Here is a 26,826-nt window from a genome sequence, read left to right on the forward strand (position 1 = left end):
GGTTGTTTAAATGACCAGAGATATGGTTCAGATGTTACAGGGGAATGTTGATGCGGTAAGAGGTTTGGAACTGCTAGTTCAGCAAAAGCGGGATCTAGAAGCAGCGGGATACCAAGAAAATGAGATGTATCTTTTGCCGGGAATGTTAGTCCTACAACTTGAAGATGGAGAAGTGCGCTGGATGGTTTTTAATGGAGAATTCAAGATGGAAATATGGAAGAACTAAGGGAATGAATCAATTGGAGTCTATCAGGAGGTAGGCTCTTTTCTTATGCCAAATTTGAAAGGAGGTGGCGCCTGTGGCTCAACGTGGAAGGAAACCGAAGCCAACTGCACTGAAGGCATTAGAAGGCAACCCAGGGAAGCGTGATCTGAATCAGAAGGAACCGAAGCCTGAAAAGAAAGCACCAAGATGCCCATCTTGGCTGGAACCAGAAGCCAAGAAAGAGTGGCGAAGAATGGTCAAACAACTAGAGCAATTAGGAATCCTGACTGAAGTAGATATGGCTGCCTTTGCGGGATATTGCCAAGCCTATGCCAGATGGAAAGAAGCAGAAGAGTTTATCACCAAGCATGGAACCATTGTCAAAACCCCTTCAGGATATTGGCAACAGGTGCCGCAGGTTTCAATTGCCCAGAGTTATTTAAAGACCATGAACCGCTTCTGTGAGCAATTTGGATTAACTCCTTCATCACGGACTAGAATTGTGGCTGACAAACCAAACGATGCAGAAGACCCGATGGAATTTATGCTCTTTCAAGGTGGTGGTAAGGGTGTATGACGAGGAAAAGGCTCAGCATGCCGTTAACTTTATCAACTGCCTAAAGCACACAAAAGGTCAGTGGCGAGGGGTTCCTTTCGACCTTCTACCTTGGCAGGACAAAATCATCCGAGACGTATTTGGTACGGTCAAAGAAAATGGATATCGGCAATACAACACAGCTTATATTGAGATTCCGAAGAAAAATGGAAAGAGTGAAATTGCCGCTGCCGTAGCTTTATTGATGACTTGTGCTGATAATGAATGGGGAGCAGAAGTTTATGGTTGTGCTTCTGACAGGCAACAGGCCTCGATTGTGTTTGATGTTGCGGTGGAGATGGTAGATCAGTCACCAGCCCTTAGGAAGAGATTCAAGCCCATTATGTCAATGAAACGGCTAGTCTATAAACCTACCAATAGCTTTTATCAGGTATTATCTGCTGAAGCATACACGAAACATGGTTTGAATGTTCATTCCGTTGTCTTTGATGAACTACATGCTCAACCAAACCGAGAGCTATTTGATGTTATGACAAAAGGTTCCGGGGATGCTCGTCTTCAGCCACTGTTCTTTTTAATTACAACAGCTGGTACAGACCGAAATTCAATTTGTTATGAAATCCATCAAAAAGCGGTGGACATTATGGAGGGAAGAAAGATTGACCCCACATTTTATCCAGTCATCTACGGAATAAAAGATGATGATGATTGGACTAATGAAAAGAACTGGTATAAGGCCAATCCATCATTGGACCATACCATTGACATAGAGAAAGTTAGAAATGCATTTATTAGTGCGAAGGAAAATCCAGCTGAAGAAAACATCTTCAGGCAACTGAGACTGAATCAATGGGTGAAACAATCGACCCGTTGGATGCAAATGGAGAAATGGGACGCTTGTGATGATCCAGTCGATCTTGATAGTCTTCGTGGAAGAGAATGTTTTGCAGGACTTGACCTGTCAAGCACAACTGATATTACGGCTTTTGTATTGGTTTTCCCACCAAGGACAGATGCTGAGAAATTTATAGTTCTGCCTTACTTTTGGATTCCAGATGAAAACCTGAAAGTAAGAGTTAGGAGAGACCATGTTCCTTACGATATATGGGAGCAGCAAGGCTATATCAAAACGACTGAAGGGAATGTCGTTCATTATGGGTTCATTGAGGCGTTCATTGAAGAACTAGGGAAAAAGTACAACATTAAGGAAATTGCCTTTGACAGATGGGGCGCTGTACAGATGGTTCAGAACCTTGAAGGAATGGGCTTCACCGTTGTTCCTTTTGGGCAAGGATACAAGGATATGTCGCCAGCATCTAAAGAGTTGATGAAGATTACCCTTGAGAAAAGAATTGTTCATGGTAGTAACCCGGTTTTAAGGTGGATGATGGATAACATTTTTGTCAAAACCGACCCCGCAGGAAACATAAAGCCTGATAAAGAAAAAAGTACTGAACGTATTGATGGAGCTGTTGCATTGATTATGGCACTGGATCGGGCAATCAGGAATGAAAATAGAGAGAGTGTTTATGATGGTCGAGGAATATTGATTCTATAGTACAAGTTCACATTGGATAATACTTTTGGTGTACAGACATTTGTACTACTTTTGATGAATAATATTCCAACCCTCCGAATATCGTTTAGTTGGGAGGGGATAACGTGTTTATAATGGAATACCATCAAATTGATAATTTCCTTGATAGTTTTGCAGATTACTCAATTCTTAAAAAAAATGGGTTAGAACCAATAAATACTTTAGAGGACTTACCAAGAATTATAAAGAAGTATAAAAGAAAAATATCTGAAGCGACTAAAAAACAGGGTTTTGATAAATTCAATTCAGGTGCATCGATGGATGATCTGTTAAATCTTTATACTCAGGTGGGTACAGATGAAACCTATACTCATAATATAGGTTTACCAAATGGTGATTTCTATAATTTAAGTTGGTCTATTCCAAAAACTGAAAAGGTAATAAAAAAACACAAGTTAAATCCTAAGTCATTTAAGATAAAGGACATAGAACACTGTATTGCACCCGGAGCTGTGAATAAAAACACTTTAGATTTAGATAGATTCAATGAAGAGCCAATTTTTATCGTAGAACTTGATGAAAGAGTATTCATGTCACGTCCACCATATATCATAATTGATGGAAACCATCGTTTAGCATGTCAATCGCTTAGAGGAAATAAGGAAATTAGAGGATATTTACTTTCTAAAGATATTCAACATGAAGCCTTCTTAGGTGAACTAGATTTAAAACTTTACCAAATTCAATGTAATATTCATATCATAATGGACTATCTATTCAGTCATATTTCAAAAAATGAAATGAAAAGGACATTGATTCCAATAGAATAATCTTCACATTGGTCGTCTGTAATTTGCAGGCGATTTTTTATTTACTACTCATGGGAGTGAACCTTGTGAAAATACCATTGATATCTAGACTTTTTCAATCAAGAGATGGACCAAAGAACAGCTTTTTAGGAAGTACTTACAGTATTTTCTTTGGCAGTACGACAAGTGGAAAAACAGTTAATGAAAGAACAGCAATGCAGACCACTGCAGTCTATGCTTGTGTCCGGATCCTTGCAGAAACCATTGCAAGTCTTCCGCTACATCTATACAGATACACTGACAATGGTAAGGAAAAAGCAGTGGAAAACAGTTTATATTATAAGCTCCATGATGAGCCAAATGCCGAGATGACTTCGTTTGTGTTTAGAGAAACACTGATGAGTCATCTTTTATTATGGGGAAATGCCTATGCACAGATTATCCGGGATGGAAGAGGCAATGTGCTTTCTCTTTACCCTCTACTGCCTGATCGGATGACAGTTGATAGAACATCTACTGGTGAACTTTTTTATGAATACAGAAAAGACACAGGCTCGGTAATCCTTCGGAGTGAAGAGGTTCTTCATATTCCAGGGCTTGGTTTTGATGGTCTTGTGGGGTATTCACCGATTGCAATGGCTAAAAATGCGATTGGAATGGCCCTTGCAACCGAAGAATATGGGGCTAGGTTTTTTGCAAATGGCGCTAATCCAGGTGGTGTTTTAGAACATCCTGGTGTGGTTAAGGATCCTGCGAAAATTCGAGAAAGCTGGAATGCAGTCTACCAAGGAAGTGGCAATGCCCATCGTATTGCAGTCCTTGAAGAAGGCATGAAATTTCAAAGCATCGGCATTCCACCAGAACAAGCTCAATTTCTAGAAACGAGGAAGTTTCAAACGGAAGAGATTTGTAGAATCTTTCGAGTCCCACCCCATTTAGTGGCAAACCTTGATAAAGCGACTTTTAGTAATATTGAACATCAGTCTATTAGCTTTATCGATAATACCATTATGCCTTGGGTGACAAGAATTGAGCAGTCTATGAAGAAGGCTCTGTTAAGTGAAACCGATAAGAAAGAGTACTTTATCAAGTTTAATCTGAATGGACGACTCCGAGGAGATGCAGGTTCAAGAGCTCAATTCTATCAAATCATGCGACAAAATGGGGTCATGTCTGCCAATGACATTCGAGAACTTGAAGAAATGAACATGATTCCTGAAGAGCAAGGTGGAGATAAATATTTAGTCAACGGAAATTTTGTTGATATGTCAAACGCAGGAGCATGGACAGAAAAATACAAGGAGGGATAAGCCTTGAAAAAGAAATTTTGGAATTGGGTCAAAAACGAGGAAGGCAGGACACTTTTTCTTGATGGAGTGATTGCTGAAGATTCGTGGTTTGGTGATGAAGTGACACCCAAACAATTTAAATCCGAACTAATCAATGATGGTGGAGACATAACGGTTTGGATCAACTCACCAGGTGGCGACGTATTTGCAGCGAGTCAAATTTATAACATGCTTATGGATTACAAAGGAGATGTAACTGTAAAGATTGATGGAATAGCCGCTAGTGCTGCCTCAGTCATTGCGATGGCAGGTGGGGAAGTTCATATGTCACCCGTCTCTATGATGATGATCCATAATCCGATGACCATTGCTTTTGGCGATACAGCTGAAATGAAAAAGGCGATCCAGATGCTGAGTGAAGTAAAAGAAAGTATTATCAACGCTTATGAACTGAAGACAGGTCTTTCCAGGACTAAGCTCTCACACATGATGGATGATGAAAGCTGGTTTAATTCCAAAAAAGCGGTGGAGCTTGGTTTTGCTGATGCAATTATGTTCCAAGAAGGAAGTAATCAAGACTCATCCGATGAAGGGATTATTTATAACAAGATGGCAGTTGTGAATTCCTTTTTACACAAACTGCCACAGAAGAAAACAGGAACAGACATCACCATATTGGACAAGAGGCTAGACCTCTTGAAATTTTAAGGAGGAGATTTGAATGAGTAAAGTATTAGAACTACGTGAAAAACGAGCAAAAGTATGGGAGAAAACGAAGGCATTTCTTGATTCAAAAAGAGGGGAAGACGGAATTCTTTCCGCTGAAGATACCTCTACCTATGAGAAGATGGAAGCAGAAGTTGTTAATCTTGGTAAGGAAATCGATCGATTGGAAAGACAACAGGCCATTGACCTAGAACTATCCAAGCCGGTTAACCAACCAATTACATCAAAACCAACGGGTGTTGAGGGGCAAAAAGCTGGACGAGCTACGGATGAATACAGAGAATCGTTCTGGAAAGCAATGAGAAACAAAAGTAATTATGATGTAAAGAATGCACTCCAGGTTGGGACGGATTCAGAAGGTGGTTACCTAGCTCCAGATGAGTTTGAAAGAACACTGATTCAATCCCTAGAAGAGGAAAATATCTTCCGATCATTAGCCAAGGTCATTACGACTTCATCAGGTGATCGAAAAATTCCGGTTGTTGCTTCAAAAGGAACCGCATCATGGGTTGATGAAGAAGGGTTGATTCCAGAATCAGATGATAGCTTTGGTCAGGTTTCAATTGGGGCCTATAAGCTCGCAACCATGATTAAAGTTTCGGAAGAATTATTGAATGACAGTGTGTTTAATCTTGAATCGTATATTGCAAAAGAATTTGCCAGACGGATTGGTGCCAGAGAAGAAGAAGCTTTCTTTGTTGGAGATGGTACCGGAAAACCGACTGGCATTTTTAATGCAACGGGTGGCGCAGAATTAGGGGTGACAGCCACTTCAGCAACCGCTGTTTCAGTGGATGAGATTATGGATTTATTCTACTCACTGAAATCGCCTTACCGTAAAAAGGCCGTCTTTGTGATGAATGATGCAACAGTTAAATTGCTTAGAAAGTTAAAAGACGGAAGTGGTCAATACTTATGGCAACCTTCAGTCCAAGCAGGGCAACCTGATACGATTTTAAATCGACCAGTGAAAACCTCAGCTTATGTTCCAACTGTTGCAGCAGGCGCTAAGTCGATTGCTTTCGGTGATTTTGGTTACTACTGGGTTGCTGATCGCCAAGGACGCTCTTTCCAACGATTAAATGAATTATATGCAGCAACGGGGCAAGTTGGATTTAAGGCAACACAACGGGTAGATGGAAAGCTAATTCTTCCTGAAGCGATTAAAGTGCTTCAACAGAAAGCGTAGGTGGTAGTTCATGAGTAATGTAAAAAATTATACCGAACAAGGTGGAGATCGAACGGTCATCGGTGGGGAAATAGATATAACTCCCGAAGGTAAGTTAGCCTTTGATGGAACACCATTAAGTCCAGCTGCACTTCAAGCAGATAGTACTGCTGCAGATGTAGCTGGGCTTGTTACTGACTTTAATGCTCTACTAGCAAAGCTGAAAGCGGCGGGGCTAATGAAATCTGTATAAGGAGGTAGACGGTGATGGAGGAATTGCTATCAAAGGTAAAACAGAACCTTATTTTAAATCATAATGAAGACGATGTTCTGCTTTCTGGCTTCATCACTGCTGCCATTGCCTATGCAGAAAGTTATCAAAAGAAGCTAGATGGTTATTATAAAGAAACCCCTATGCATCCAACGACCGAACAAGCAGTCATCATGCTATCGTCTCACTTTTATGAAAGTCGGGATGGTAGTACTGGTGGCTATTTTGCTGACAACGTAGAAGCGAGTAAGCAAGTCTGGAATGTGGTCAATATGCTCCTTCGACTTAATAAGGATGTGGTCATATGAGTTTTGGGAAAATGAGAACTCTAGTAAACATTGTTGAAACTAGAATTATGAAAGATGGAGAAGGCTTTTCGACTGAAGAAGATACAATTATAGCTTCATTACGTGCTTATAAAGAAGATAGGCATGGTAACGAAGCATGGAAGAATCGAGCAAGTTTTTCAACTGCTACATCGCTTTTTCGGTTTAGAAAACCTCGAAGCTTTCAGATCACAACAGAAATGAAGATTGATTGCCAAAACGAGCAATACAACATATTGAGTGTTGAAGATTTGAAGGAAAAAGGGATGTATGTAGAAGTGTTGGCTGAGAAAACGGTTGGGTCAAAGGGGTGATAGGATGGCTAGAGCTACATTTAAAATGCCTGATGAATTTTTAGAAAAGCTATCTAAACTCAATAACCAATTTGACAATATTGCACCAAGAGTTTTACAAGCTGGTGCAGATCCTGTTATTAAGAAAGCCAAAAGCAATCTAACTGCTAGGATTGGAGAAGAGACAAAGGAACCTTCTGAATCTACAGGAGAACTGGTCCAATCCTTAGAAACAACAAAGCCTACTTTAGATCATAAGGGTAACTGGACTCTCCGTGTTGGGATCCCAACTAATAAAGATAGTAAGGGCGTATCAAATGCTTTAAAAGCAGCTGTTTTGGAATATGGAAAATCAGGTCAACCGCCTAAACCTTGGTTAAAACCAACAAAGTCGGCTACAAGAAAAGCATGTATTGAAGCAATGGAGAAAGCGTTGGATAAGGAGATTGGGAAACTATGAGCTTATTAAATGAACTAAATAGCATACTAGAACCCATCGGCATTCCGATTGAAACAGGTGCGTTCTCAGGAAGACCACCTGATGAATATGTAGTCATTACACCTATGGCAGATAGATTAGAATTCTATGCGGATAACCAAGCGCATACGGTTATCGCTGAAGCAAGATTATCCCTATTTTCAAAGAAAAATTATTTAGCTCTTAAGGAACAACTGACTAGAGCAATTTTATCAGGAGAAATTACGATTACAGATCGACAATATATCGGTTTTGAGAATGATACAAAATATCACCATTACGCTATTGACGTAATGAAAGAATATGAAACGGAGGGGATTTAGTTGGCTACAATAGGACTTGATCAATTATATTATGCCCAAATCACCGAAGATACAAATGGTGTTGAAAGTTATGGAACACCTAAAATATTAGCTAAAGCCATGACAGCTGAATTAAGTGTTGAGCTCATTGAAGCAATTCTATATGCCGATGATGGCGCATCTGAAGTGGTAAAGGAATTTAAGAGTGGAACATTAAGCCTTGGGATTGATGATATTGGCTCAATCGTGGCGCAGGATTTAACAGGTTCAAAGATTGATAGCAACAATGTTGTCGTATCAAGAAGTGAGGATGGAGGGAATCCAGTTGCGATTGGCTTTCGTGCTAAAAAGTCGAATGGAAAGTACCGCTATTTTTGGTTATATCGAGTTATTTTTAGTATTCCTACAACGAGTCTTGCAACGAAAGGTGATTCGATTACCTTTAGTAGTCCCACCATAGAAGGAACAGTGTTTAGACGAAATAAGCTGGATGCAGAAAGTAAACATCCTTGGAAAGCTGAAGTCACAGAAGGTGATAATGGCGTTGCTCAAGATACCATTACTAACTGGTTTAGCACTGTTTATGAGCCGGATTTTACACCAGTAACACCGACCATTACGATTACGACACAACCAGCTAATTTAACAAATGTAACGGAAGGTAGCATTTCTGGAAGTTTATCTGTTGTAGCGGATACAAATACAAGCTATCCAGTGACCTATCAATGGTATGAAAACACAGTAGATAGTGCTACAAGCGGTACGGTTATCAATGGTGAAACATCAGCAAGCTTTGATATTCCGACAACTCTTATTGCTGGAACATACTATTACTACTGTGTGCTGAGCTCAACGGGTGCTTCTGATGTTACTACGACTGTGGCTACAGTAACTGTATCTTAAACTAAGGAGGATTAATGATGGGAAATGAAACAACACCTTTGGATATTGATCCTGCAGCTGATGAACGAAGTGCTGTGATAGAAATAGGTGGACAAGACTATAAGTTAATTTTGACAACCAAGGCTACAAAAGAAATTGCGAAGAGATATGGTGGTCTTGAAAATCTAGGGAACAAACTGATGAATACAAAGGACTTTGAACTGGCTTTAGATGAAGTAGTTTGGCTGATCACTTTGTTGGCTAATCAATCAATTTTGATTCATAACTTGAGGAATCGGGATGCGAAGCAAGACCTGCTGACGGAAGAAGAAATCGAACTATTAACCACTCCATTTGAATTAGCAGAGTATAAGAATGCGATTATGGCTAGCATGATGAAAGGTACAAAACGTCATATCGAGAGTGAACCATCAAAAAACGTGGAAGTCGGGTAAGCGATGAGGAGTTGTTTATCCGACTTATTTATTATGGAACGGCATTATTAAACCGTAGAGAAAATGAAGTGTGGTTGATGCCTTTAGGGTACTTGATGGATTTATGGGAATGTCACAAGCAGTTTAACGGAATAGCAAAACCAAGAAAAGATGTATCTATTGATGATGTAATACCGATTGGAATATAGAAGAAGGCACTCAGCGAATGGGTGTCTTTTTATTTTTGGGGGAAGGGAGGTGGAAACGTGGCAGATAATTTTGGTCTAAAAATCGGTGTTGAAGGTGAGAAGGAATTTAAGAATTCCCTAAGAGATATTAACCGCAGTTTCAAAGTTTTAGGAAGCGAAATGAATCTAGTAACTTCACAGTTTGATAAGCAGGACCAGTCGATGGAGGCACTAACGGCTAGAAGTGATGTGCTAAACAAGAAAGTTGATGCCCAGAAAGACAAAATCGGTACTTTAGAAAAGGCTCTAAAAAATGCTGCAGACTCCTTTGGAGAAACAGATAAACGAACTCAAAACTGGCAGATCCAACTTAATAATGCTAAGTCTGACCTGATCAAGATGGAGCGGGAATTAGATAAAACTAATCAATCGATTGATGAAATGGGCGATAGTGCTAATGCCGCAGAGGGTGAAGTAGAAGAGTTTGCTAATGAAGTTGAGAATGCTGCAAAGCAAACAGAAGACGCAGCTAACCGCTTTGAAAAAGTAGGTGGTGTGCTAAAGGGAATTGGAGTGACGATAGGTGCTGCAGTAACTGCTATTGGAACAGCTGCTGTTGCAACTGGGGCTAGCCTTATCAAGCTTGGTGATGAGTATAATATGGCGGTTAATCAGATCTCTGCTTCAACTGGAGCAACAGGTGCTGAACTGGAAGAGTTAGGTGAGATTGCCCAAAACGTGTACAAGCATAATTTCGGTGAAAACTTGGAAGAGGTTGCTGGAGGTATCTCTGAAGTGAAAAAAGTTACCGGGCTCATGGGTGAAGAATTAGAAAAAGCCACTGAGTCCGGTTTTGCTCTAAGGGATACCTTTGGCTTTGAAATACAGGAGTCAGCCAGGGCAGCAAGTGCTCTAATGAAAAACTTCGGTATCTCATCAGAGGAAGCCTATAACATTATTGCAACAGGTGCTCAAAATGGTGCTGATAAAAATGGAGATCTTTTAGATACGCTTAATGAATACTCTGTTCAATATTCTGCTCTTGGGCTTAGCGCCGATGAGTTCATTGCTAGTTTAGTAAACGGTGCAGAAAGTGGAGCGTTTAGTATCGATAAGGTCGGGGATGCCGTTAAAGAGTTCAATATCCGGGCAAAAGACGGAAGCAAAACGAGCATGGAAGCTTTCACTGCTTTAGGCCTAAATGCTGAAGAAATGACCAGTAAGTTTGCTCAGGGTGGAGAAGTTGCCAATGATGCTTTTTACAGTGTTGTTCAAAGACTTCAGGAAATTGAGGATCCGCTCCTGAAAAATACGGTTGGTGTGCAGTTATTTGGTACTCAGTTTGAAGATTTAGAGGCAAATGTTCTACCTGTTCTCTCCAACATGAAAGACAGTACTTTAGCTAGTGGTGATGCATTAGCCCAAATAACTGAAGTGAAATACGACAACTTAACCGATGGAATTGAAGGTGTGAAACGTTCCTTGCAAGGTGTGTTTTTACCAGCAGTAGGTGAAGTCTCATCAGGGATTACGGATCTATTTTCAAATCTATCAAATGGTATAAATGCGGCTGATGGAGATTTCGATAAAATTTCAGAAGTCATTGGGGAGACAGTTGCTGGGATTACAGAAATCATTGCAGAACAACTCCCTCAATTGGTTACTCTAGGCCTTCAAATTGTAATGTCTATTGCTGGTGCCATAATAGATAATCTGCCTACCATTATTGATTCAGCCATGCAGATTGTAACCACTCTTCTTCAGGGATTGATTGAGGCTTTACCTCAAATCACAGAAGGTGCACTTTATCTGGTTTTAACTTTGGTCGATGGCATTATTGCTAACCTTCCAGCATTGATTGAAGCGGCTCTAACGATGATTGTTACTCTTGCCACTGGTATTGCTGAGGCCCTGCCAAACCTTATCCCATCGATTGTTCAAGCAGTCATTTTAATTGTACAAACGCTTATAGACAACCTCGGATTGGTGTTGGATGTAGCTTTTAAAATTATTGAAGGTTTAGCAATAGGGCTATTAAATGCATTACCTAGATTAATAGAAGCTCTTCCTACAATCATATCGACGATTATCAACTTTATAACGAGTAACCTTCCTAAAATAGTTGAAATGGGAATTAAGTTAATTATTCAGTTAGCAGCGGGGCTAATTCAGGCCATTCCGCAGTTAGTGGCACAATTGCCACAGATTATTTCTGCTCTCGTAGTTGGCCTTGGAAAATCGGTCTATTCGATAGGTGAGGTTGGTGTAAATATTGTTCGAGGACTTTGGAACGGAATATCCTCGATGATTGGTTGGATAAGAGATAAGGTTAGTAACTTTGTTGGTGGGATTGTAAGCAACGTGAAAGGTGTTCTTGGTATTCGTTCTCCTTCAAAAGTCTTTGCTGGTATCGGTGAAAACATGGGTGCTGGAATTGGTATTGGTTTCACCGATGCCATGAGAGGTGTGGAAAAAGATATGGAAGGAGCTATTCCAACCGATTTTGACATGGATTTAAACAGTCAAATCAATGCCTCGGCTAATGGAGGTAATGGATCTTTATTAGATGTTACGATTCCACTTACCATTGATGGGACTGTTTTAACTCGGATTATTGCCCAGCTACAGTGGAATCAAAATACTGTAACGGTGAGAAATTTAGGGGTTGCAGGGTCATGATAGAAATTTATGCAGGATCTACATTAATACAAACCATCCGAAAAGTGATGTCCGCCAATTTGCGAGAAGCACTGGAAGGTGAATTTATACTATCGTTTACGGTGCTGGCCAAATCTGCCCTTGCTTTAAAGACGAAGCAGCTAGCCAAACTAAATGATCAGTATTTTGAAATCGTCCAAATAACAAAGTCACTGCAAGGCAGTCTTCCTGTTTGTTCCGTAACTTGCGAGCATGTGTCGTACATCTTAAATGATGAGATCTATAAAATTGATACATTTGATTTTACAGGAAACCCGACAGCTGGATTAAACCAGTTATTGTCTGGGACTCCTTTTTCAGCTGGGATTGTAGAGTTTAGTGAAAGTTGTACCATGAAGATTAACCAAGAGGTGACAAGAAGGTCTGCTCTTATGCAGTACATTGCCATCTTGGGTGGGGAAATCGAGTACGATGGTTATCAAATTAACATTAAAAGTCATCGGGGGAGCAGTGAATACAAAGTGGTCATGGATAGCAAAAACGTTACTGATGTTTCTGTTTCCCATGATTCAAGGGAGAACGCATCCTCCTACCACATTTCCTTCTTTAAGCTCTTAAGCCTCTCTGTAGGGGATAATGTTCACATTGTTTTTAGACCGCTAGGCATTGATGTGAAAACGAGAATTATATCACTGGAATATAACCCTTTCTATCGGTATGACATTCGGGTAGAAGTTGGTCGATACAGACCAAGTATTTCTGATACATTTTACCGAATTGGAAGCTCGATGAATTCTGTAGAAACTTCTTTAACGCAGGTTGGTAGTTCAGTAGATGGGCTTCAGACTCAAGTAAATGATTTGGGAGTTTCCTATACAGTAGTTAAAAGTCTATCTATAGATGCCGGTTTTATTAATGTGACCTATGAAGTAGAGAAGGGAGACACCCATCAATATCATGCGAAATACAGTTACGCTACGGATACTGGTGGGCGAATAACAAGTATCACTTTGGATGATATTTTTTCAGAGCTTTTACTCAAAGAGGTTTCTACATTACTAGTGGATGCAGCAAGGTTTGAAGTAACGTATGTAGATGGAGAAACAGCAAGTTACAACTACACAACTGATAGCAGTGGAAGGATTACAGCAATTAATAAGGTGGTGGGATAAGGATGAGCTACGATCGAAATTTTAATAATACATTAGCCATCTGGACTGCATTTGGTGGCCGGGGTGGCCTCCTTCTTCCTATACCCACCTTGAATTGGACAAAGAAAACCTATAGTAGTTTTGGTTATACACAGTATGGAAGTGAAAAGCAAATCAATGTGTACGATAATGGCAACGCACAGATTGCCGTCTACCATGCCAAAACACCCTATATGTCCTATTACAACAAAACAACCGGCCAATGGACAGTAGTAGATGTATCTTGGTGGAGTTACGGTGAACCAGAAATCCTCTATTCCGGTGGAGGTGTATTTTTAGCCAAGATTACGGGGTTTGCTAATATAATGGCTTCATTTGATGGCATCACTTGGCATAACGGGGGATACTGTCAAAATGCACAGAATGCCATGACAACTGGTGCATATGATATGGCCAGAGGGTCTGGAGTTGTCAGTTGGTGGTATTACAAGTCGCCGGTTTATTACAGCTTTGATTCACTAACGGAAAGAACAGCCTGGACGTTGGTAGGTTCAGATGGGTCATCGGTCCCTTTCTTTAAATACCTTACGACTCATAAAGGGAACTTTGTCGGGATTGTAGGCGGAGACAAATCAATTGCTATTGCAAGCTCTGCTAGTCCGGGTTCATGGACAACTACCATTCCAGAAGATTTAAATGAAACATCTTATATGTTTATCCGATCTGTAAACGACAAGTTGTTTGTCATGAAATACCGTTATGTAAATGGGATCTATGATGTAAAACTATGTGTAATGAATGACAGTGCCACTGAGATAACGGAAACGAACCTTTCTCATGTTGGGGATCTTGCCAATAATAATATACCGAATCCGCAGAATATCATTTGGATGTCCGACTGGGGTAAGTTTGCTCTGTTTAATGAGAGTATGCTTTATGTATCTGTTGATGGTTTGACTTGGGAAGGTGTTGAGCAACCGGGATTTACAACATCGACTTACGATACATTTGGTGGTGCAATCTATGTTCCTGGCGATGGGTTCTATGTGAAGGCTAGTGGCTATGTTTACTATGCACAGTATTAAAATGGAAAACTCAAGAACCTTGTGGGGTTCTTTTTTAAATAGATTGGAAGTTAGGTAGTGGGGAGGGAATTTGAGAATGAAAGAATTATGGGCATATTTACAAGTTGTAGTTGTATCTTTTGGTGGTTGGTTTGGGTGGGCACTTGGTGGCTTAGATGGTTTTTTGTACGCACTTATTGCTTTCGTAGTAATTGATTATATTACTGGCCTTATGAGTGCAATCATAGAAAAGCGCCTTTCAAGTGAAATCGGAGCAAAAGGTATCTTTAAGAAAGTGCTGATTTTCTTCTTAGTAGGAGTGGCTCATATCATAGATAGTCAGATTATTGGTGACGGTAGTGCCATACGCACAGCGGTCATCTTTTTTTATCTTTCAAATGAGGGGATTAGCATTATCGAAAATGCCTCTAGAATTGGGTTGCCTGTTCCTGAAAAACTCAAGGATATCTTGGCTCAGTTGAAAGCAAAAAAGGGAGATGGTAAAGATGAAACTAAATACTAGATTCATGACCAAAAACGACTGTTATAAAGCAGGGAGAAAGATTTCACCTCAAGGGATTATGATTCATTCCACAGCAACACCTGGTGTAATGGCTGCGGATTGGTTTAGCCGATGGAATAAATCATACCAAGCGGGAGAAACGAGTAGGCAAGTTGCAGTTCATGCCTTCGTTGATGATAAAGAAGTTTGGCAGTACCTTCCTTGGAACCATCGGGGATGGCATTCTGGTGGCAGGGCTAACAACACGCATATCGGAATTGAAATTTGTGAACCAGGTGGATTTTCTTATGGTAGAGGATCTGCGATGGTTGGCTATGACGTCAAAAAGAATGAGAGCTACTTTAGAAAAGCCTGGGAAAATGCCGTAGAGCTTTGTGTTCAGTTGTGTAGAACTTATAATCTCACTGAACGAGATATACTTTGTCATTCAGAAGGGCACAAGAAGGGGATTGCAAGTAATCACTCTGATGTGATGCATTGGTTCCCTAAGCATGGTGAGAATATGGATACTTTTCGTACAGCGGTGAAAGCAGCTTTAAATGAAACAAATCCTGATCCGGAAACATCATCTAGCATTAAGGTTGGTGATGTAGTGGAAGTAAAATCATCAACAGCTAAGTATTTCCCTGGTGGAGCAAGAATTCCATCATGGGTAAAAACAGGTTCGTATCACAAAGTGACCCAGATAGTTTCAAATGGAAAACCAGTTATTAAAGGTGGGAAGCCTTGTGTTCTACTTGGAAAAACCATTGGTAAGAACAATGGCAAAGAATCTGCTGGAATCATGAGTTGGATTGAAAAGGATGCTCTAACGCTAATTAATTCATCTACTAAAACAGAAAAACCGTCAAAAGGAAATAAGTATTATCGAGTACAGGTGGGTGCCTTTTCTAAGAAAGACAATGCAGAGGCGATACTTAAAAAGCTAAGAGAAGCAGGATTTGATGGCTTTATTAAGTTTGAATAACGGTTCTATTAACTTGATTATTTAGGCCTTTAGAGTGATATATGGTAGTACCAAATTGATAGAAAGGATGGCCTTCATTGCGAGTTAGAATTATAGAACCAACCATTGTGAAAGACACAAAGAAAAGAGTATATGCTTATGCTAGGGTATCAACTGATCATGAAAAGCAAGGTGAATCTTTAGAAAACCAGATTAATTATTATGAAAGATTGATTGGAACAAACCCGGAGTATGAATTTGTGGGAGTGTTTGCAGATCGCGGTATAAGCGGGACTACTGACAAACGCCCAGAATTCAAAAAAATGATAGAACTCGCAAAGCAAGGTGGGATTGATTTAATTATCACAAAATCCATTTCAAGATTTGCAAGAAACACAACAGTGGTACTTCAAAAGGTCAGGGAACTGAAGGATCTAAGTGTTGAAGTGCGATTTGAAAAAGAGAATATTAACACATTATCAGGGGACGGCGAGTTGATGCTTACCGTCCTCTCATCTTTTGCCCAAGAAGAAAGCAAAAACATTAGTGAAAATGTGAAGTGGAGAATTAAAAAGAAGTTCGAACGAGGCGAACTGATGATAAACACAAATCGGTTTCTCGGCTACGACAAAGATGAACAAGGGAATTTAGTTATTAATGAGGATGAAGCAGAAATTATCAAACGGATATTTGATCAATACTTGGAGGGCAAAGGAGCATTCACGATTGCCAAAGAATTAAATGCCGATGGGCTACCGACTGTTGCAGGTGGCAACTGGCAAGAGAGCACAATCTTAAACATACTAAAAAATGAAAAGTACAAGGGGGATGCCATCCTACAGAAATATTATACACCCCATCATCTAAAGCAAGGCACTGTCAGAAATGATGGGAAAGTTGAAAGTTTCTATATCGAAAAGAATCACCCACCGATTATTCCAAATCAAACTTGGGATAGAGTTCAAACAGAAATGAAAGTCCGGGCAGAAGCAAAGGGAAATACAGGAGATAAAAGCAAGTATCAAAATAGATATCCCCTAACAGGAATGCTTTTCTGCGGAAAGTGCGGGTCAACTTTGAAACGAAGGACTTGGAATAGCAAACTTCCATGCAAAAAAGTAGTCTGGCAATGTAGTAACTATATAAAGAATGGAAAAAATGCCTGTCCAGGAACAAAGATTGATGATGAAGTTGTTGGAGAGCTCAATATAAAAGAAGAAACGCTTGTACAGGAGGTCTTGAGGAATGGCAAAAAACATTACCGTTATACCAGCAAGCTCAAACATCCAGATCAGTTCAGAACAGTTCGAACCCCAGAAAAAGAAAATGGCAGCATACTGCCGAGTGTCAACCGACCAATTAGAACAGTTATCAAGTTATGAGGCCCAAGTCGATTATTATACAACCTACATTTCAAACCATCCCGATTATGAACTGGCAGGAATTTACGCAGATGAGGGGATTTCAGGAACCAATACGAAAAAGCGCGAGCAATTTAACAAAATGATAGAGGATTGTAAGAATCGAAAGATTGACATGATCATCACGAAATCCATATCAAGGTTCGCGAGAAACACATTGGACTGCTTGAATTTTGTGAGGCAGTTAAAGGATTTAGGAATTGGCGTTATTTTCGAGAAAGAGAACATAAACACATTAGATGCGAAGGGTGAAGTATTATTAAGTATCCTTTCCAGCCTAGCCCAAGACGAGAGTAGATCTATTTCAGAGAACTCTACCTGGGGAATCAGGCGACGATTTGAGCAGGGAAAAGTCGCCATCAACCATACAAAATTTCTAGGGTATGACAAAGATGAAGATGGCAATTTGATCATTAACGAGCCACAAGCGAAGATTGTTAGAAGGATATTTAAAGACTACCTTGATGGGAAAGGGCCAAATCGAATTGCTAGAGAGCTTGAGGAAGAGCATGTTCCAAACTGGAATGGAACAGCCAAATGGTATGAAGGTAGTATTAGAAAGATGTTGAGTAATGAAAAATATAAAGGCGATGCCCTTCTTCAAAAGACCTACACCGTTGATTATTTAACCAAGAAAAGGGTAGAGAACACCGGTCAAGTACCACGATATTATGTGGAAGACAATCACCCTGCGATTATTGATAAAGACATGTGGGAAGCTGTCCAGCTTGAAATGGAAAGAAAAAAGAAATTTGCTGAGAAACATAGATTTAAAAGAGTGGATTATGGAACCAGCGATAACCCATTTGCAGGAAAAGTGATATGCGGAGATTGCAGCAGCGCATTTGGCAGAAAGATTTGGAACTCCAATGATGATCGATTTAGAAGGAAAGTGTGGAGATGTAACAAGAAGTATGCAGAGAAAGGGAAAAAGAGCTGCAACAACACGCACATTGAAGATAAAGTACTCTACCAAATTTTCATTAATGTTTTTAATGCTATCTTAGAAAACAGCGAGTATTTTATTCAAAAGTGGGAGGAAAAGAAAACAAGCGAGAATCAACTCGAGAAATATAAAGCCAAGCAGTTTATTGGAATCATAACAAAGGCCAAACCACTTGAAAATTTTGATATGAATTTATTCTTTAAACTAGTGGAAAAGATGACAGTCTACAAGGAAGAAAAGGTGATTGTGACTTTGCTAGATGGAACAGAAGTTGAGTGCCAGATTGAATAAGATTGAAAAAAGTAACCATCAAGCCAAATATCTGGAAAGATGGTTACTTCATATCTTCATTTACCTTATAACAATATAATCCTGATTCATAGTATCCCAGGTATCATTAATCATGGATTGGAGGCTATCCCATTCTTCATTTAGTTTTCCATCTACATAATCATTTCGAAGGTTAGGCTTTTCATAGAGTGTCCATTTAAGCTGAGATAAAGAATACTTTGTAAAATTCATCCATTCAGTATAGTTAATAGCTAAAGGGTTTTCGGTAAAGTATACTTTTCCTCCATTGGCAGCAGTACATATTGTATGTGAAATAAAAAGCATCGTTTGAAGTTTTGGCTTTTTTCTCCGAATACCATTTACCGGTATGGATTCTTTTATGGAATGACCTTCTTTTAATCTTTTTATAAAGTAAGAATTTCTAACAATAACCTCAATAATCATAGTTGGAATTGACATAGAACAAAAATGTTTGAAATCATAGCCTTCCGCATACATTCCTCTTGCCATTTCCGCCATTGTCAGACCCTCTTTTCCAATCGATCCAAAATGTAGCTTGTTAAATAGCGTCATCATTGGCACTGGTAGTCCCATTGAAGTGTTAACATCGGATTTCATATGCCCAAAGACTTGGCTAATTGCCTTAAATATGGTCATGCCCTCAGGAACGTCTCTGACAATTTGAGAAATTACTTTTCCGTTCCGATCTATTGCTGTGAATCTACCTGTCATAATATCAAAGACTCCAAAAATAAAACCTAAAATTGGATCATGTCCCAGAGAATGATAGCGATGAAACCAGCTGCTTAAGCCATCAACGTATTCATTTAAATTATAGTTAGTTGATGCGTCATACGGGACTTTAAACTGTTTCTCCAACTGTTTTATTTTATCGGCCGGAATTGCCTCATCAAATTTTTGCCGAATAAAGTTAGATAATGGACCAGAGCTTATTCCACCTTTTGTTTTTTCAGGAATGCCAACTAAAAAAATATCTACTGCAGCAGCTAAAATACCAGCGGTAATGCAGATAGAGTAATCGATGGGGTCTAATCTATGAATATTGTTAAATTCCTCTCTTAGTTGTTGTAAGTATCGCTCATTGGATTTTATTTCTTCTTCTGTGAAAAATGAACGTAAATCAACCTCTTCAGGAACAGAGTTTCTTGCATCGTTTACTATTTCTTCCCAAGATGGCATACGGACAACCTGCTTTTGTTTGGTTGACTGGGGTGGATTGTTTTTTAAATGCTCAAGTCGATCTCCGAACCCTAATTCCTTTAGTAGTGATTCGCTTGATACAATACTATCATTCATTTTGGTTTGAGCCGCTTCGAGCGAAGGGGTACTTTTTAGTATGTCATGATGATGTTTTAAGACCTTGTTCATATCCTTTTCAGATTCTGAGTACTTGAATTTCTCCATTTATACTCCTCCCAAATCGGCCTTTTGTTCTTTAAGCGCTTGCTGTAACAAAATATTTAATCCGTTTAAATAATCTGCCCTTTCTTTTGTTGCATTAACTTCCTCTTTTAAGGCTATAATGATCGCATTATTCTTCCGAATAGTCTCTTGATATAAACGCTCTTTTTCTTCTTTCAATTTTTTCTTTTTCAGTTGGGAGTTTAGAACCACTCCTCCACCTGCTAAAATAGCTACGGGAGTAGCCAACACAAAAAATCCAGCTACCCTTTCGCCACCAACAATACCGCCAGCTGCTGCTAGACCCGATTTAATACCATCTGCACTGAGTCCAACCGTACCTAATCTATACAGCGCTGCAAAAGAAGCAGCACCACCGATTCCGGCACCTAAAGCGCCTGACACGACTTCACCTAATGGGCTATTAAAAATGGTTCTGCTTTTATCATGTACCGCAGCCCCCGCTTCATTTACTACATTTACGATTGGTTGAAGTGAATCTATGGACTTAAAGTTCATTTACCTTACCCCCTTTTATGAAATTTTTAAATAATGAAGTTTAAAATGAGATCTATAAAACAAAAATTGCCTATAATATGCAATTTTATTATAGCAAGGTAGTTCATTGTTACCAATTTAATGTTTTCTTTGATTTAAAGCTGACTCATTTGAAAAGGTATCACAACACTATTTAGTAAATAAAAAAATGAAAGTAGTAATAAATAATATTGTTAACTACATTGAGAATTTTAAATTTTTAAAATATAATGGACATAAATGGAGGGATAATATGGAAAAAGATATAGTGACCCATTGCCCAAGATGTAGAAATAATTTAATTGCAGCACGCCTCGTATGTAAAGATTGTGATGTAGAGTTAACGGGGAATTTTGGGCTTAGTAAATTTGATTATCTTTCTGTGGATGAATTTGATTTTGTAGTAACTTTTCTAAAGTACCATGGTAACTTTAAGGCTGTTCAGAAAGAAAAAAGTATGTCCTATCCAGCTGTTAAGAGGAGAATGTCTGAGATTGTGAAGAAATTAGGAATTGAAGATAAAAAAGATGAAAAGGAGATGGGGAATGATATGCCTACCGTAAGCTCTTTACAAGTGGAATCTAGTGACAGCTTGATAATTACTAGAATTAAAGAAAAGCTGAATGCCTGTGGTGGAAGAACTACAATCAAATTGTTACAGGGAGATCCTTGCGAAATATGGTTTGACGTTAGTGGGAAGGGGCTGATTTCTCCAAAAATTCCACCAGCAAATCAGCTGGTCTGGGAAGCTTTTGATGCTGCAGTTGAAGTTGTTATTCAGAATGGCGGTAAAGCAGTGAAAGGTAAGGCTCGTTCAGGAGCGAAACTTGGAAGTGATGATCTTTCTTTAAATTCAGTCGAAGGATATATTGCTCACAAAGTTCATGGTGTAGAGGAAGGTGAAACTGCTTTCGGCCCTGGGTTTGTAATTGCAGCAGTTTTAGATTGGGCAGATATTTGTAAAAATGAACGTGGCTATCTGTCAATAAATCCAGAATTCTTAGAGGAAATGAGATAGTAAGATCGAAGTCTGATGGATACTTTTTGCGTTTCTTTTAAATATGGAGACTTTGAAGGGAAAGTAACGGTAAAAGATACGGTAGGTATTTTACTAATTTAACTGAGGAAAGTTTGAATTTATTATTAGAGCCTTTTCACCAATTAGAGATTATTGAAATTTCGGTTACTCCTGATGTAAGGAAAGGTAGAGGCGAGGAAGAGTGGTTGTATGCAATAATAAAAAAACATTAACATGCCGAGAATGATGTCTCTATTAAAAATATTATTTACGGAGGTAGTAATGAACTATTTTTTTGTGTTTCAAAATAAAAGCTATTTAAAAGAAAAAACAGGTGGTTACTTGTGGGCACCCAAAAGAAATAAGAATGGCGGTAGAGTGTCACATTGGGACCGTATGGAAGAGGTCAGGAAAGGGGATTTAATAATTCATAGTTTTAATAAAAAAGTTATTGCTGTAAGCATAGCTAGTTCCGATGTTTATTCTGCTTTACAGCCTGAAGAGTTACAAGAAGAAAAATTATGGGAAGATGAAGGTTGGAGAGTAGATAGTGATTACTTTGAGATTAAAAGTCCAATTATAACATCAGATCATCGAATTAAAATAATGGAGCTGCAGCCTAACCATAACGCCCCTTTTAATTCACTTGGTAGAGGGAACACTGGATATTTGTTTGCATTAAATAAAGAATTGACAACCTACCTACTTAAACAGACAGAATTAGTTCAGGAAGATAAAAGTGACAAAAATCATATAAATAGATTAAGAGAACAATTTGGGCTTTTAGATGCTGACGAAATGCAATTTCTTGATGATACTGAATTAATAGAAAGCATCAAAGATTTAGAGATAAGTAATAATGACACAACTACATATAATGGAGAACCGAAAGAAAAGGCTGAATTGAAGTCTAATTCTAAGGGTGGCAATTCTTATCCTAGGAATTTAAATGTTGCAGTTAATTCACTTAAGATTGCGAATTTTAAATGTGAATATAACAGTGAACATCCAACTTTTATAAGGAAAAGAGACGGAAATCCATATACAGAGCCTCATCACTTGATTCCATTAAGTTGTCATTCTGATTTCCCGTATTCACTAGATGTTGAAGAAAATATAGTTTCCTTATGCAGCCATTGTCATAACCTTCTGCACTACGGGGTTAATATTGAAGGTGTACTGAAAAGGCTATATGAACAAAGGAAAGATCTACTTAAACAAGTTGGCATAGAAATAACATTCGAAAAGTTGTTGACTTATTATTAAAATTCTTTTAGCTATTGCTGATTAAGAGTAATGTCTATGAATTTTTTTATATAGGGAGGGGTCTAAATGAATAGCTATTCTACTAATGTAGATGTTACAGTTGATGGTATTTTATTGACTACTGATGAGAGTATTTCTCACGTAAATATTGGTAACGGATACTCAATAGAAAAAATAAAACTCGAAGACTTTATATATTTTAAGGATATAGTTGATGGACAAAATAAATTGAGTACCGATTATTATAATTCCAGATTAATAGACGAATCTTGTGAAGATGAACCAATATATTTTATGTGTTTTAAGAAGACTGATAATTTTGTTGCTCAAAGAAATGTGGAAGGGAACAAAATAAGTATTACAACTGAGCCATTTTTTAATAATGATATTCAGAAATATATGGATAATGAATTTGAGCATATAAATAAAACTATTTCAAAACTCCAAGTGTTTAAGGCGGGTAATATAGGAATTCATAAGGTTTATTTTAAATACAAGTACAATTTTATAGGTAATAATACGTTCACTAACACCATTTTGATTAAAGATGCTAATACAATTAATCCACAAAAATATGTCTTAAGCGAAGATGAAGCTAAGGATTATAATAATTTTTCAATTAAGTATGACTGCTGCTTTAATCTTTCCAAAAATATTATTGATGAGTTTTGTTTCGGTCTTAAGCAAATTGATGCAGCAACAGCATTTGAACAATTTACAACCTCTTTGGAAATGTTAATGCTCGAAAAAAATTGTCGGAATAAAAAACAACGTTTATCTAAACGGACAGCTGTTGCGTTATATAACACTGATACTGATGTTATATCTGCTTATACAAAGATGAAAGATTTTTACAAATTTAGGTCAGAGTCATTGCATGATGGCGATTTTTCAAATATCACGAAAGTGGAACGTGAGGAATTAGAAAACACTACTCGATTGTTAATTAAACAATTTTTAAATTTTATGCATTTATGCATTGCTAATAACCCATCTGAGACGTTGGCTACTGTGAAAACAAAATGGATAAACATGCTGAAGGAAAAGGTAATTTCCTATCAAAACCGTGGTTTACTACAATAGTAAAGGGACTGAGGATAACCGACATAATCCCAAGGCAAGTATAAGTGAAATTGATGATGTAGCAACCGTCTTTTGATGGATAGCAGAGATCAACATCTTTGTACATAGCACTTATAGCTTTGCATCATATTGCAGTTAGGAGAGAAAATTAATGGGGGAAATTATTAGCAAATGGATAAACGATATGAGTAAGCAAGGAATTACTATTACTTATGTAGAGTCTATGAAGGACCGAATCTTACAGAGTCATAAAAAGTACTCTTTAATTTATGACAGGGTAGATACAGATGATGCGTCACGAAAACTTAGAGATGTGGATGTCAGTAAAATTGGGGGTATTAACACTGGCTGGCATACTGCTAATAGATCGATATACGAGTTGTTTTTTTCTGTCACAGGAGAGCTTCGGATTGAACGGGAATCTCTTCATGGCGGACGTATACAAGAAAACCTAAATAGCCTAATAAATAATGGTATTGCATATCAACACCATTTTTATATTGACTCCACTAAAGAGCCGCTTTTAAGAGATGGCCTTCCAAAATTTGATCATTTTTTAGAGGATGATATTTATTTTTCAGGTGCTACGCATCGTACTGTAAGTGCTATTATGTTTAACGCTCCTCAAATGGTCGGCTATGTAACGACTTATAGAAAAAACGGAATAAAATCCCTCAATTATGACAAATACATACAAACGAAGAGGAGGTGGAGAGATTTTATTACTTCGGAATTAAATATGTTGTCCATCAAAAATCCTGAAAATAGATTAAGAAATCACATTGAATTTCATGTGTACTTAAAGGAATTTCCAGCGGTGTTACTCTTCATAATTAGGGATCCACTAATCAAAGCTACAAACGAAAATCTTATACAAACTGAAGAATTTAAAGCAGAAGAAAATTTGGTGGACGCGTTGATTGATAGAATAAAGGAGATTGATGATACTCTGGCAAAAACAAGATTGAAATTGTTACCTTTTCCCTTGCGTATAGTAAGGAAAAGTGATTTCCTATATTCGTGTCTTGCAGAGATTTATGTAAAGCCCAATATGTATATAGATATTATGGAAGACTCTTTAATAGATATTATGAAGAAAATTCAGGTGAATGCGAGGAATCAAATAATTTCTACTCATACCCCAAGGTGACATAATCATTTGTTGTAATTAAAACTAAAGGTTAAAAGATTAGAAGATTTGCTCGTATAAAAAGAAGAGTTAATGTGCATATGAATAAAGTAGTTCAATTAATCGAAAAAATAAAAAAGAAGCCATCAAATTTATAAACTAGTGCGATACTGCGAAAGGAGCGTCGTATATTAAATAGGGGAAAGAAGGGAAGAAGTTGATAATTAAAAGGCAAAGGGAAATAGAGGACATTATGAAAGGATTGTCCCTGCTTCAATATTATATAAAGTTTAGCTCTAATAAACTAGGCTGGCATCATGTAAATAAGGTATGTGAGCCATTCTTTGCTGAATTGTTTAATATTATTTTCAATTTGAATTTGAAAATCTTAAAAGGTAATTTTCCTGGTATTGATCTAGCTGATAAATCCAATGAATACTCAGTACAGATTACCTCTGACGGTACTAAGCAAAAGCTTAAGCACACTATATATGAATTTGAAAAAGAGAAATTGTTTAAAAAATATAGCACTCTATTGCACTTTGTTGTTGGAGAAAAACACTTCTTTCCAGGGAAAAAGGACCCATACCAGTTTGAAAAAGGTGTTTATAATACGTATTATGCTGATGTCACTATAGGTAAGCACAAATACCAAATCATCATTCAAGATATATATGATCTACTTCTCATCATTAACGAAAAAGAAAGTGATGATCTAACTCGAATACATAGATATATAGATGAAAATATTAATAAATTTATTGAGAAGGTTAAACAGCCACTTTATAGCTTTGAACCTGGAACAGTAGATAAATTTACAGCTAACACCTTTATAACTTATTGTAATGTTGATATAAGTGCACGAAAACAATTCAAAAAAGATTTAGAAAACCTTGCAGAAGTTCTTAAGGGATTACCTGAAAATACTCTTAGGTTTTTATACTACGCAATGCAAGCTAATGAAGGAGAATCGAATACATCCGGAATAGAGGTTAATGTAGCTTTATTAAAGGGAAGGTTATGTTTAGATAACAAGCAACTACAAGAAGAAATTGATATTCTTCGTCGTTCACAATTAATTGATAAAACTAGTTTGGAATATAATGAAATCCTTATCCTTGAATATATAGATTCCGAAGGAAATGAAACGATGAAAGACCTATATAATTTCTGTCAACAACATGGTAGGTCCTTAAAAGATTTAATTTTAAACGTTAACTTTAGACAACTAAATTAGGAATTTAAGTTCATCATATTTTGGAGGTCTTAATTATGCTGTTCTTTGCTGGTCTAATGTGAGGGATAACTACAAATATAAAAAGTAACAATATTTCTCAAACTCATTGACAAATAGCTTGTTCCGAGTGATTACTAGGCTACTGTTTGTTAAGGGGTGTTGTAAACATGAATGATGAGCAAAGAAAACTGATTAAGATTATGAGGTATCAAGGTATAGGTTATAAGAAGATAGCTGCATCCATGGGAATGTCTCGTGATGCCATTAGAGGTTATTGTAAAAGGCATGGACTTGATGGCCGTGCAACGGATTTAGTGTTAAATCAAGATGAAGATGATAAGTTTTTAATTTACAAATGCGTGGTCTAACTCCACCGTCTTTAGACGGTATCCGCTTTTAGCCTTGTCTTTAAATGTCCATACTACGATAGAGGTGAGAGTATGGACGGTTATCAAAAAAGTAGTCATGCGGTATTTGATATAAAATATCATGTTATATGGGTTACGAAATATAGATATAAAGTTCTACATGGACCAATTGCCAAAAGAACAAGAGAATTAATAAGGCAAGGCTGCGAAGCAAGAGGAATCACGATTTTGCAAGGGAGTGTGGGGAAAGATCATATCCACTTATTGCTATCTTGTCCTCCAAGCCTAGCACCAAGTAAAAT

The 26,826-nt window shown here is 37.9% G+C and carries 31 protein-coding genes; 29 read left to right on the forward strand and 2 right to left on the reverse strand.

Annotated elements, in window-relative coordinates:
* Positions 1-10 precede the first annotated feature (10 nt).
* From U8D43_RS10190 to U8D43_RS10295, 22 genes are all read left to right on the forward strand, one after another.
* On the forward strand, positions 11-226 hold the full coding sequence (locus tag U8D43_RS10190) for a hypothetical protein (protein ID WP_335871077.1): 216 nt from the start codon (positions 11-13) through the stop codon (positions 224-226).
* Positions 227-299: 73 nt separating this feature from the next.
* The gene (locus U8D43_RS10195) at positions 300-782 is read left to right on the forward strand and encodes a phage terminase small subunit P27 family (protein ID WP_335871078.1); all 483 of its coding nucleotides are present in this window, start codon (positions 300-302) and stop codon (positions 780-782) included.
* Positions 727-2,319: a terminase large subunit gene (locus tag U8D43_RS10200; RefSeq protein ID WP_335871079.1), complete on the forward strand. Its 1,593-nt coding sequence runs from the start codon at positions 727-729 to the stop codon at positions 2,317-2,319. Before U8D43_RS10195 ends, U8D43_RS10200 begins: the two co-directional genes overlap by 56 nt.
* Before the next feature lie 104 nt (positions 2,320-2,423).
* Entirely contained in the window at positions 2,424-3,128 is a 705-nt protein-coding gene (locus U8D43_RS10205) for a hypothetical protein (protein ID WP_335871080.1), read from the forward strand.
* A 71-nt stretch (positions 3,129-3,199) separates the two neighbouring features.
* Positions 3,200-4,417 (forward strand): phage portal protein, encoded by a 1,218-nt coding sequence (locus U8D43_RS10210; protein ID WP_335871107.1) that lies wholly within the window; start codon positions 3,200-3,202, stop codon positions 4,415-4,417.
* A 3-nt stretch (positions 4,418-4,420) separates the two neighbouring features.
* Positions 4,421-5,104: a head maturation protease, ClpP-related gene (locus U8D43_RS10215; protein ID WP_335871081.1), complete on the forward strand. Its 684-nt coding sequence runs from the start codon at positions 4,421-4,423 to the stop codon at positions 5,102-5,104.
* Between the two features lie 13 nt (positions 5,105-5,117).
* Positions 5,118-6,311 carry a phage major capsid protein gene (locus U8D43_RS10220; protein ID WP_335871082.1) on the forward strand — a complete coding sequence of 398 codons (1,194 nt, stop codon included), beginning with the start codon at positions 5,118-5,120 and terminating at the stop codon, positions 6,309-6,311.
* Positions 6,312-6,321: 10 nt separating this feature from the next.
* Positions 6,322-6,543: a head fiber protein gene (locus tag U8D43_RS10225; protein WP_335871083.1), complete on the forward strand. Its 222-nt coding sequence runs from the start codon at positions 6,322-6,324 to the stop codon at positions 6,541-6,543.
* A gap of 14 nt (positions 6,544-6,557) precedes the next feature.
* Positions 6,558-6,869, forward strand: a complete 312-nt coding sequence (locus U8D43_RS10230; RefSeq protein ID WP_335871084.1) for a head-tail connector protein — start codon at positions 6,558-6,560, stop codon at positions 6,867-6,869.
* The gene (locus tag U8D43_RS10235) at positions 6,866-7,201 is read left to right on the forward strand and encodes a phage head closure protein (RefSeq protein ID WP_335871085.1); all 336 of its coding nucleotides are present in this window, start codon (positions 6,866-6,868) and stop codon (positions 7,199-7,201) included. Before U8D43_RS10230 ends, U8D43_RS10235 begins: the two co-directional genes overlap by 4 nt.
* A gap of 4 nt (positions 7,202-7,205) precedes the next feature.
* A complete protein-coding gene (locus U8D43_RS10240; RefSeq protein ID WP_335871086.1) occupies positions 7,206-7,640 on the forward strand; it encodes an HK97-gp10 family putative phage morphogenesis protein in 435 nt (144 codons plus the stop codon).
* Positions 7,637-7,981: a hypothetical protein gene (locus U8D43_RS10245; RefSeq protein ID WP_335871087.1), complete on the forward strand. Its 345-nt coding sequence runs from the start codon at positions 7,637-7,639 to the stop codon at positions 7,979-7,981. Before U8D43_RS10240 ends, U8D43_RS10245 begins: the two co-directional genes overlap by 4 nt.
* Complete coding sequence (locus U8D43_RS10250; RefSeq protein WP_442893588.1) at positions 7,982-8,863, forward strand: major tail protein; 882 nt, start codon at positions 7,982-7,984, stop codon at positions 8,861-8,863.
* 17 nt (positions 8,864-8,880) lie between these two features.
* Positions 8,881-9,297 (forward strand): hypothetical protein, encoded by a 417-nt coding sequence (locus U8D43_RS10255; protein WP_335871088.1) that lies wholly within the window; start codon positions 8,881-8,883, stop codon positions 9,295-9,297.
* Between the two features lie 11 nt (positions 9,298-9,308).
* Positions 9,309-9,485, forward strand: a complete 177-nt coding sequence (locus U8D43_RS10260) for a hypothetical protein (protein WP_335871089.1) — start codon at positions 9,309-9,311, stop codon at positions 9,483-9,485.
* Positions 9,486-9,542: 57 nt separating this feature from the next.
* Positions 9,543-12,143 (forward strand): phage tail tape measure protein, encoded by a 2,601-nt coding sequence (locus U8D43_RS10265; RefSeq protein ID WP_335871090.1) that lies wholly within the window; start codon positions 9,543-9,545, stop codon positions 12,141-12,143.
* Complete coding sequence (locus tag U8D43_RS10270) at positions 12,140-13,294, forward strand: phage tail spike protein (RefSeq protein WP_335871091.1); 1,155 nt, start codon at positions 12,140-12,142, stop codon at positions 13,292-13,294. The genes U8D43_RS10265 and U8D43_RS10270 overlap by 4 nt, the downstream gene beginning before the upstream one ends.
* Positions 13,295-13,296: 2 nt before the next feature.
* Positions 13,297-14,358: a hypothetical protein gene (locus U8D43_RS10275; protein ID WP_335871092.1), complete on the forward strand. Its 1,062-nt coding sequence runs from the start codon at positions 13,297-13,299 to the stop codon at positions 14,356-14,358.
* A gap of 76 nt (positions 14,359-14,434) precedes the next feature.
* Positions 14,435-14,860: a phage holin family protein gene (locus U8D43_RS10280; protein ID WP_335871093.1), complete on the forward strand. Its 426-nt coding sequence runs from the start codon at positions 14,435-14,437 to the stop codon at positions 14,858-14,860.
* Positions 14,844-15,827 (forward strand): N-acetylmuramoyl-L-alanine amidase, encoded by a 984-nt coding sequence (locus U8D43_RS10285; RefSeq protein WP_335871094.1) that lies wholly within the window; start codon positions 14,844-14,846, stop codon positions 15,825-15,827. Before U8D43_RS10280 ends, U8D43_RS10285 begins: the two co-directional genes overlap by 17 nt.
* Positions 15,828-15,904: 77 nt before the next feature.
* Positions 15,905-17,188: a recombinase family protein gene (locus U8D43_RS10290; RefSeq protein WP_335871095.1), complete on the forward strand. Its 1,284-nt coding sequence runs from the start codon at positions 15,905-15,907 to the stop codon at positions 17,186-17,188.
* Positions 17,097-18,464: a recombinase family protein gene (locus tag U8D43_RS10295; protein WP_442893592.1), complete on the forward strand. Its 1,368-nt coding sequence runs from the start codon at positions 17,097-17,099 to the stop codon at positions 18,462-18,464. Before U8D43_RS10290 ends, U8D43_RS10295 begins: the two co-directional genes overlap by 92 nt.
* A gap of 60 nt (positions 18,465-18,524) precedes the next feature.
* Here the strand turns inward: U8D43_RS10295 and U8D43_RS10300 are convergent, their stop codons facing one another.
* Together U8D43_RS10300 and U8D43_RS10305 are read right to left on the reverse strand one after the other, a co-directional pair.
* Positions 18,525-19,889, reverse strand: a complete 1,365-nt coding sequence (locus tag U8D43_RS10300) for a hypothetical protein (RefSeq protein ID WP_335871096.1) — start codon at positions 19,887-19,889, stop codon at positions 18,525-18,527.
* Complete coding sequence (locus U8D43_RS10305; RefSeq protein ID WP_335871097.1) at positions 19,890-20,405, reverse strand: hypothetical protein; 516 nt, start codon at positions 20,403-20,405, stop codon at positions 19,890-19,892.
* 271 nt (positions 20,406-20,676) lie between these two features.
* Here U8D43_RS10305 and U8D43_RS10310 point away from each other — a divergent pair, with 271 nt between their 5' ends.
* The 7 genes from U8D43_RS10310 to tnpA all read left to right on the forward strand — a co-directional run.
* On the forward strand, positions 20,677-21,441 hold the full coding sequence (locus tag U8D43_RS10310; protein WP_335871098.1) for a DUF2089 family protein: 765 nt from the start codon (positions 20,677-20,679) through the stop codon (positions 21,439-21,441).
* Between the two features lie 282 nt (positions 21,442-21,723).
* A complete protein-coding gene (locus U8D43_RS10315) occupies positions 21,724-22,707 on the forward strand; it encodes an HNH endonuclease (RefSeq protein WP_335871099.1) in 984 nt (327 codons plus the stop codon).
* Positions 22,708-22,773: 66 nt separating this feature from the next.
* On the forward strand, positions 22,774-23,790 hold the full coding sequence (locus U8D43_RS10320; RefSeq protein WP_335871100.1) for a hypothetical protein: 1,017 nt from the start codon (positions 22,774-22,776) through the stop codon (positions 23,788-23,790).
* A gap of 151 nt (positions 23,791-23,941) precedes the next feature.
* A complete protein-coding gene (locus U8D43_RS10325) occupies positions 23,942-24,940 on the forward strand; it encodes a hypothetical protein (protein WP_335871101.1) in 999 nt (332 codons plus the stop codon).
* A gap of 196 nt (positions 24,941-25,136) precedes the next feature.
* Positions 25,137-26,156, forward strand: a complete 1,020-nt coding sequence (locus tag U8D43_RS10330) for an SMEK domain-containing protein (protein WP_335871102.1) — start codon at positions 25,137-25,139, stop codon at positions 26,154-26,156.
* A 167-nt stretch (positions 26,157-26,323) separates the two neighbouring features.
* Positions 26,324-26,524, forward strand: coding sequence for a hypothetical protein (locus U8D43_RS10335; RefSeq protein WP_335871103.1), 201 nt, complete (start codon positions 26,324-26,326; stop codon positions 26,522-26,524).
* 72 nt (positions 26,525-26,596) lie between these two features.
* A partial coding sequence (tnpA, locus tag U8D43_RS10340) for an IS200/IS605 family transposase (protein ID WP_335871104.1) occupies positions 26,597-26,826 on the forward strand: 230 nt, incomplete at its 3' end.

Origin of the sequence: Bacillus sp. 2205SS5-2 (assembly GCF_037024155.1) — a bacterium.
Taxonomy (GTDB): domain Bacteria; phylum Bacillota; class Bacilli; order Bacillales; family Bacillaceae_K; genus Bacillus_CI.

Bases quoted from the DNA above. Each gene is read 5' to 3' on its own strand.
- U8D43_RS10235 (WP_335871085.1), top strand. From the start codon at position 6,866: ATGAGTTTTGGGAAAATGAGAACTCTAGTAAACATTGTTGAAACTAGA.
- U8D43_RS10270 (WP_335871091.1), top strand. From the start codon at position 12,140: ATGATAGAAATTTATGCAGGATCTACATTAATACAAACCATCCGAAAA.
- U8D43_RS10335 (WP_335871103.1), top strand. From the start codon at position 26,324: ATGAATGATGAGCAAAGAAAACTGATTAAGATTATGAGGTATCAAGGT.
- U8D43_RS10240 (WP_335871086.1), top strand. From the start codon at position 7,206: ATGGCTAGAGCTACATTTAAAATGCCTGATGAATTTTTAGAAAAGCTA.
- U8D43_RS10320 (WP_335871100.1), top strand. From the start codon at position 22,774: ATGAATAGCTATTCTACTAATGTAGATGTTACAGTTGATGGTATTTTA.
- U8D43_RS10190 (WP_335871077.1), top strand. From the start codon at position 11: ATGACCAGAGATATGGTTCAGATGTTACAGGGGAATGTTGATGCGGTA.
- U8D43_RS10200 (WP_335871079.1), top strand. From the start codon at position 727: ATGCAGAAGACCCGATGGAATTTATGCTCTTTCAAGGTGGTGGTAAGG.
- U8D43_RS10315 (WP_335871099.1), top strand. From the start codon at position 21,724: ATGAACTATTTTTTTGTGTTTCAAAATAAAAGCTATTTAAAAGAAAAA.
- U8D43_RS10220 (WP_335871082.1), top strand. From the start codon at position 5,118: ATGAGTAAAGTATTAGAACTACGTGAAAAACGAGCAAAAGTATGGGAG.
- U8D43_RS10280 (WP_335871093.1), top strand. From the start codon at position 14,435: ATGAAAGAATTATGGGCATATTTACAAGTTGTAGTTGTATCTTTTGGT.
- U8D43_RS10230 (WP_335871084.1), top strand. From the start codon at position 6,558: ATGGAGGAATTGCTATCAAAGGTAAAACAGAACCTTATTTTAAATCAT.
- U8D43_RS10300 (WP_335871096.1), bottom strand. From the start codon at position 19,889: ATGGAGAAATTCAAGTACTCAGAATCTGAAAAGGATATGAACAAGGTC.
- U8D43_RS10255 (WP_335871088.1), top strand. From the start codon at position 8,881: ATGGGAAATGAAACAACACCTTTGGATATTGATCCTGCAGCTGATGAA.
- U8D43_RS10245 (WP_335871087.1), top strand. From the start codon at position 7,637: ATGAGCTTATTAAATGAACTAAATAGCATACTAGAACCCATCGGCATT.
- U8D43_RS10310 (WP_335871098.1), top strand. From the start codon at position 20,677: ATGGAAAAAGATATAGTGACCCATTGCCCAAGATGTAGAAATAATTTA.
- U8D43_RS10305 (WP_335871097.1), bottom strand. From the start codon at position 20,405: ATGAACTTTAAGTCCATAGATTCACTTCAACCAATCGTAAATGTAGTA.
- U8D43_RS10225 (WP_335871083.1), top strand. From the start codon at position 6,322: ATGAGTAATGTAAAAAATTATACCGAACAAGGTGGAGATCGAACGGTC.
- U8D43_RS10285 (WP_335871094.1), top strand. From the start codon at position 14,844: ATGAAACTAAATACTAGATTCATGACCAAAAACGACTGTTATAAAGCA.
- U8D43_RS10325 (WP_335871101.1), top strand. From the start codon at position 23,942: ATGGGGGAAATTATTAGCAAATGGATAAACGATATGAGTAAGCAAGGA.
- U8D43_RS10275 (WP_335871092.1), top strand. From the start codon at position 13,297: ATGAGCTACGATCGAAATTTTAATAATACATTAGCCATCTGGACTGCA.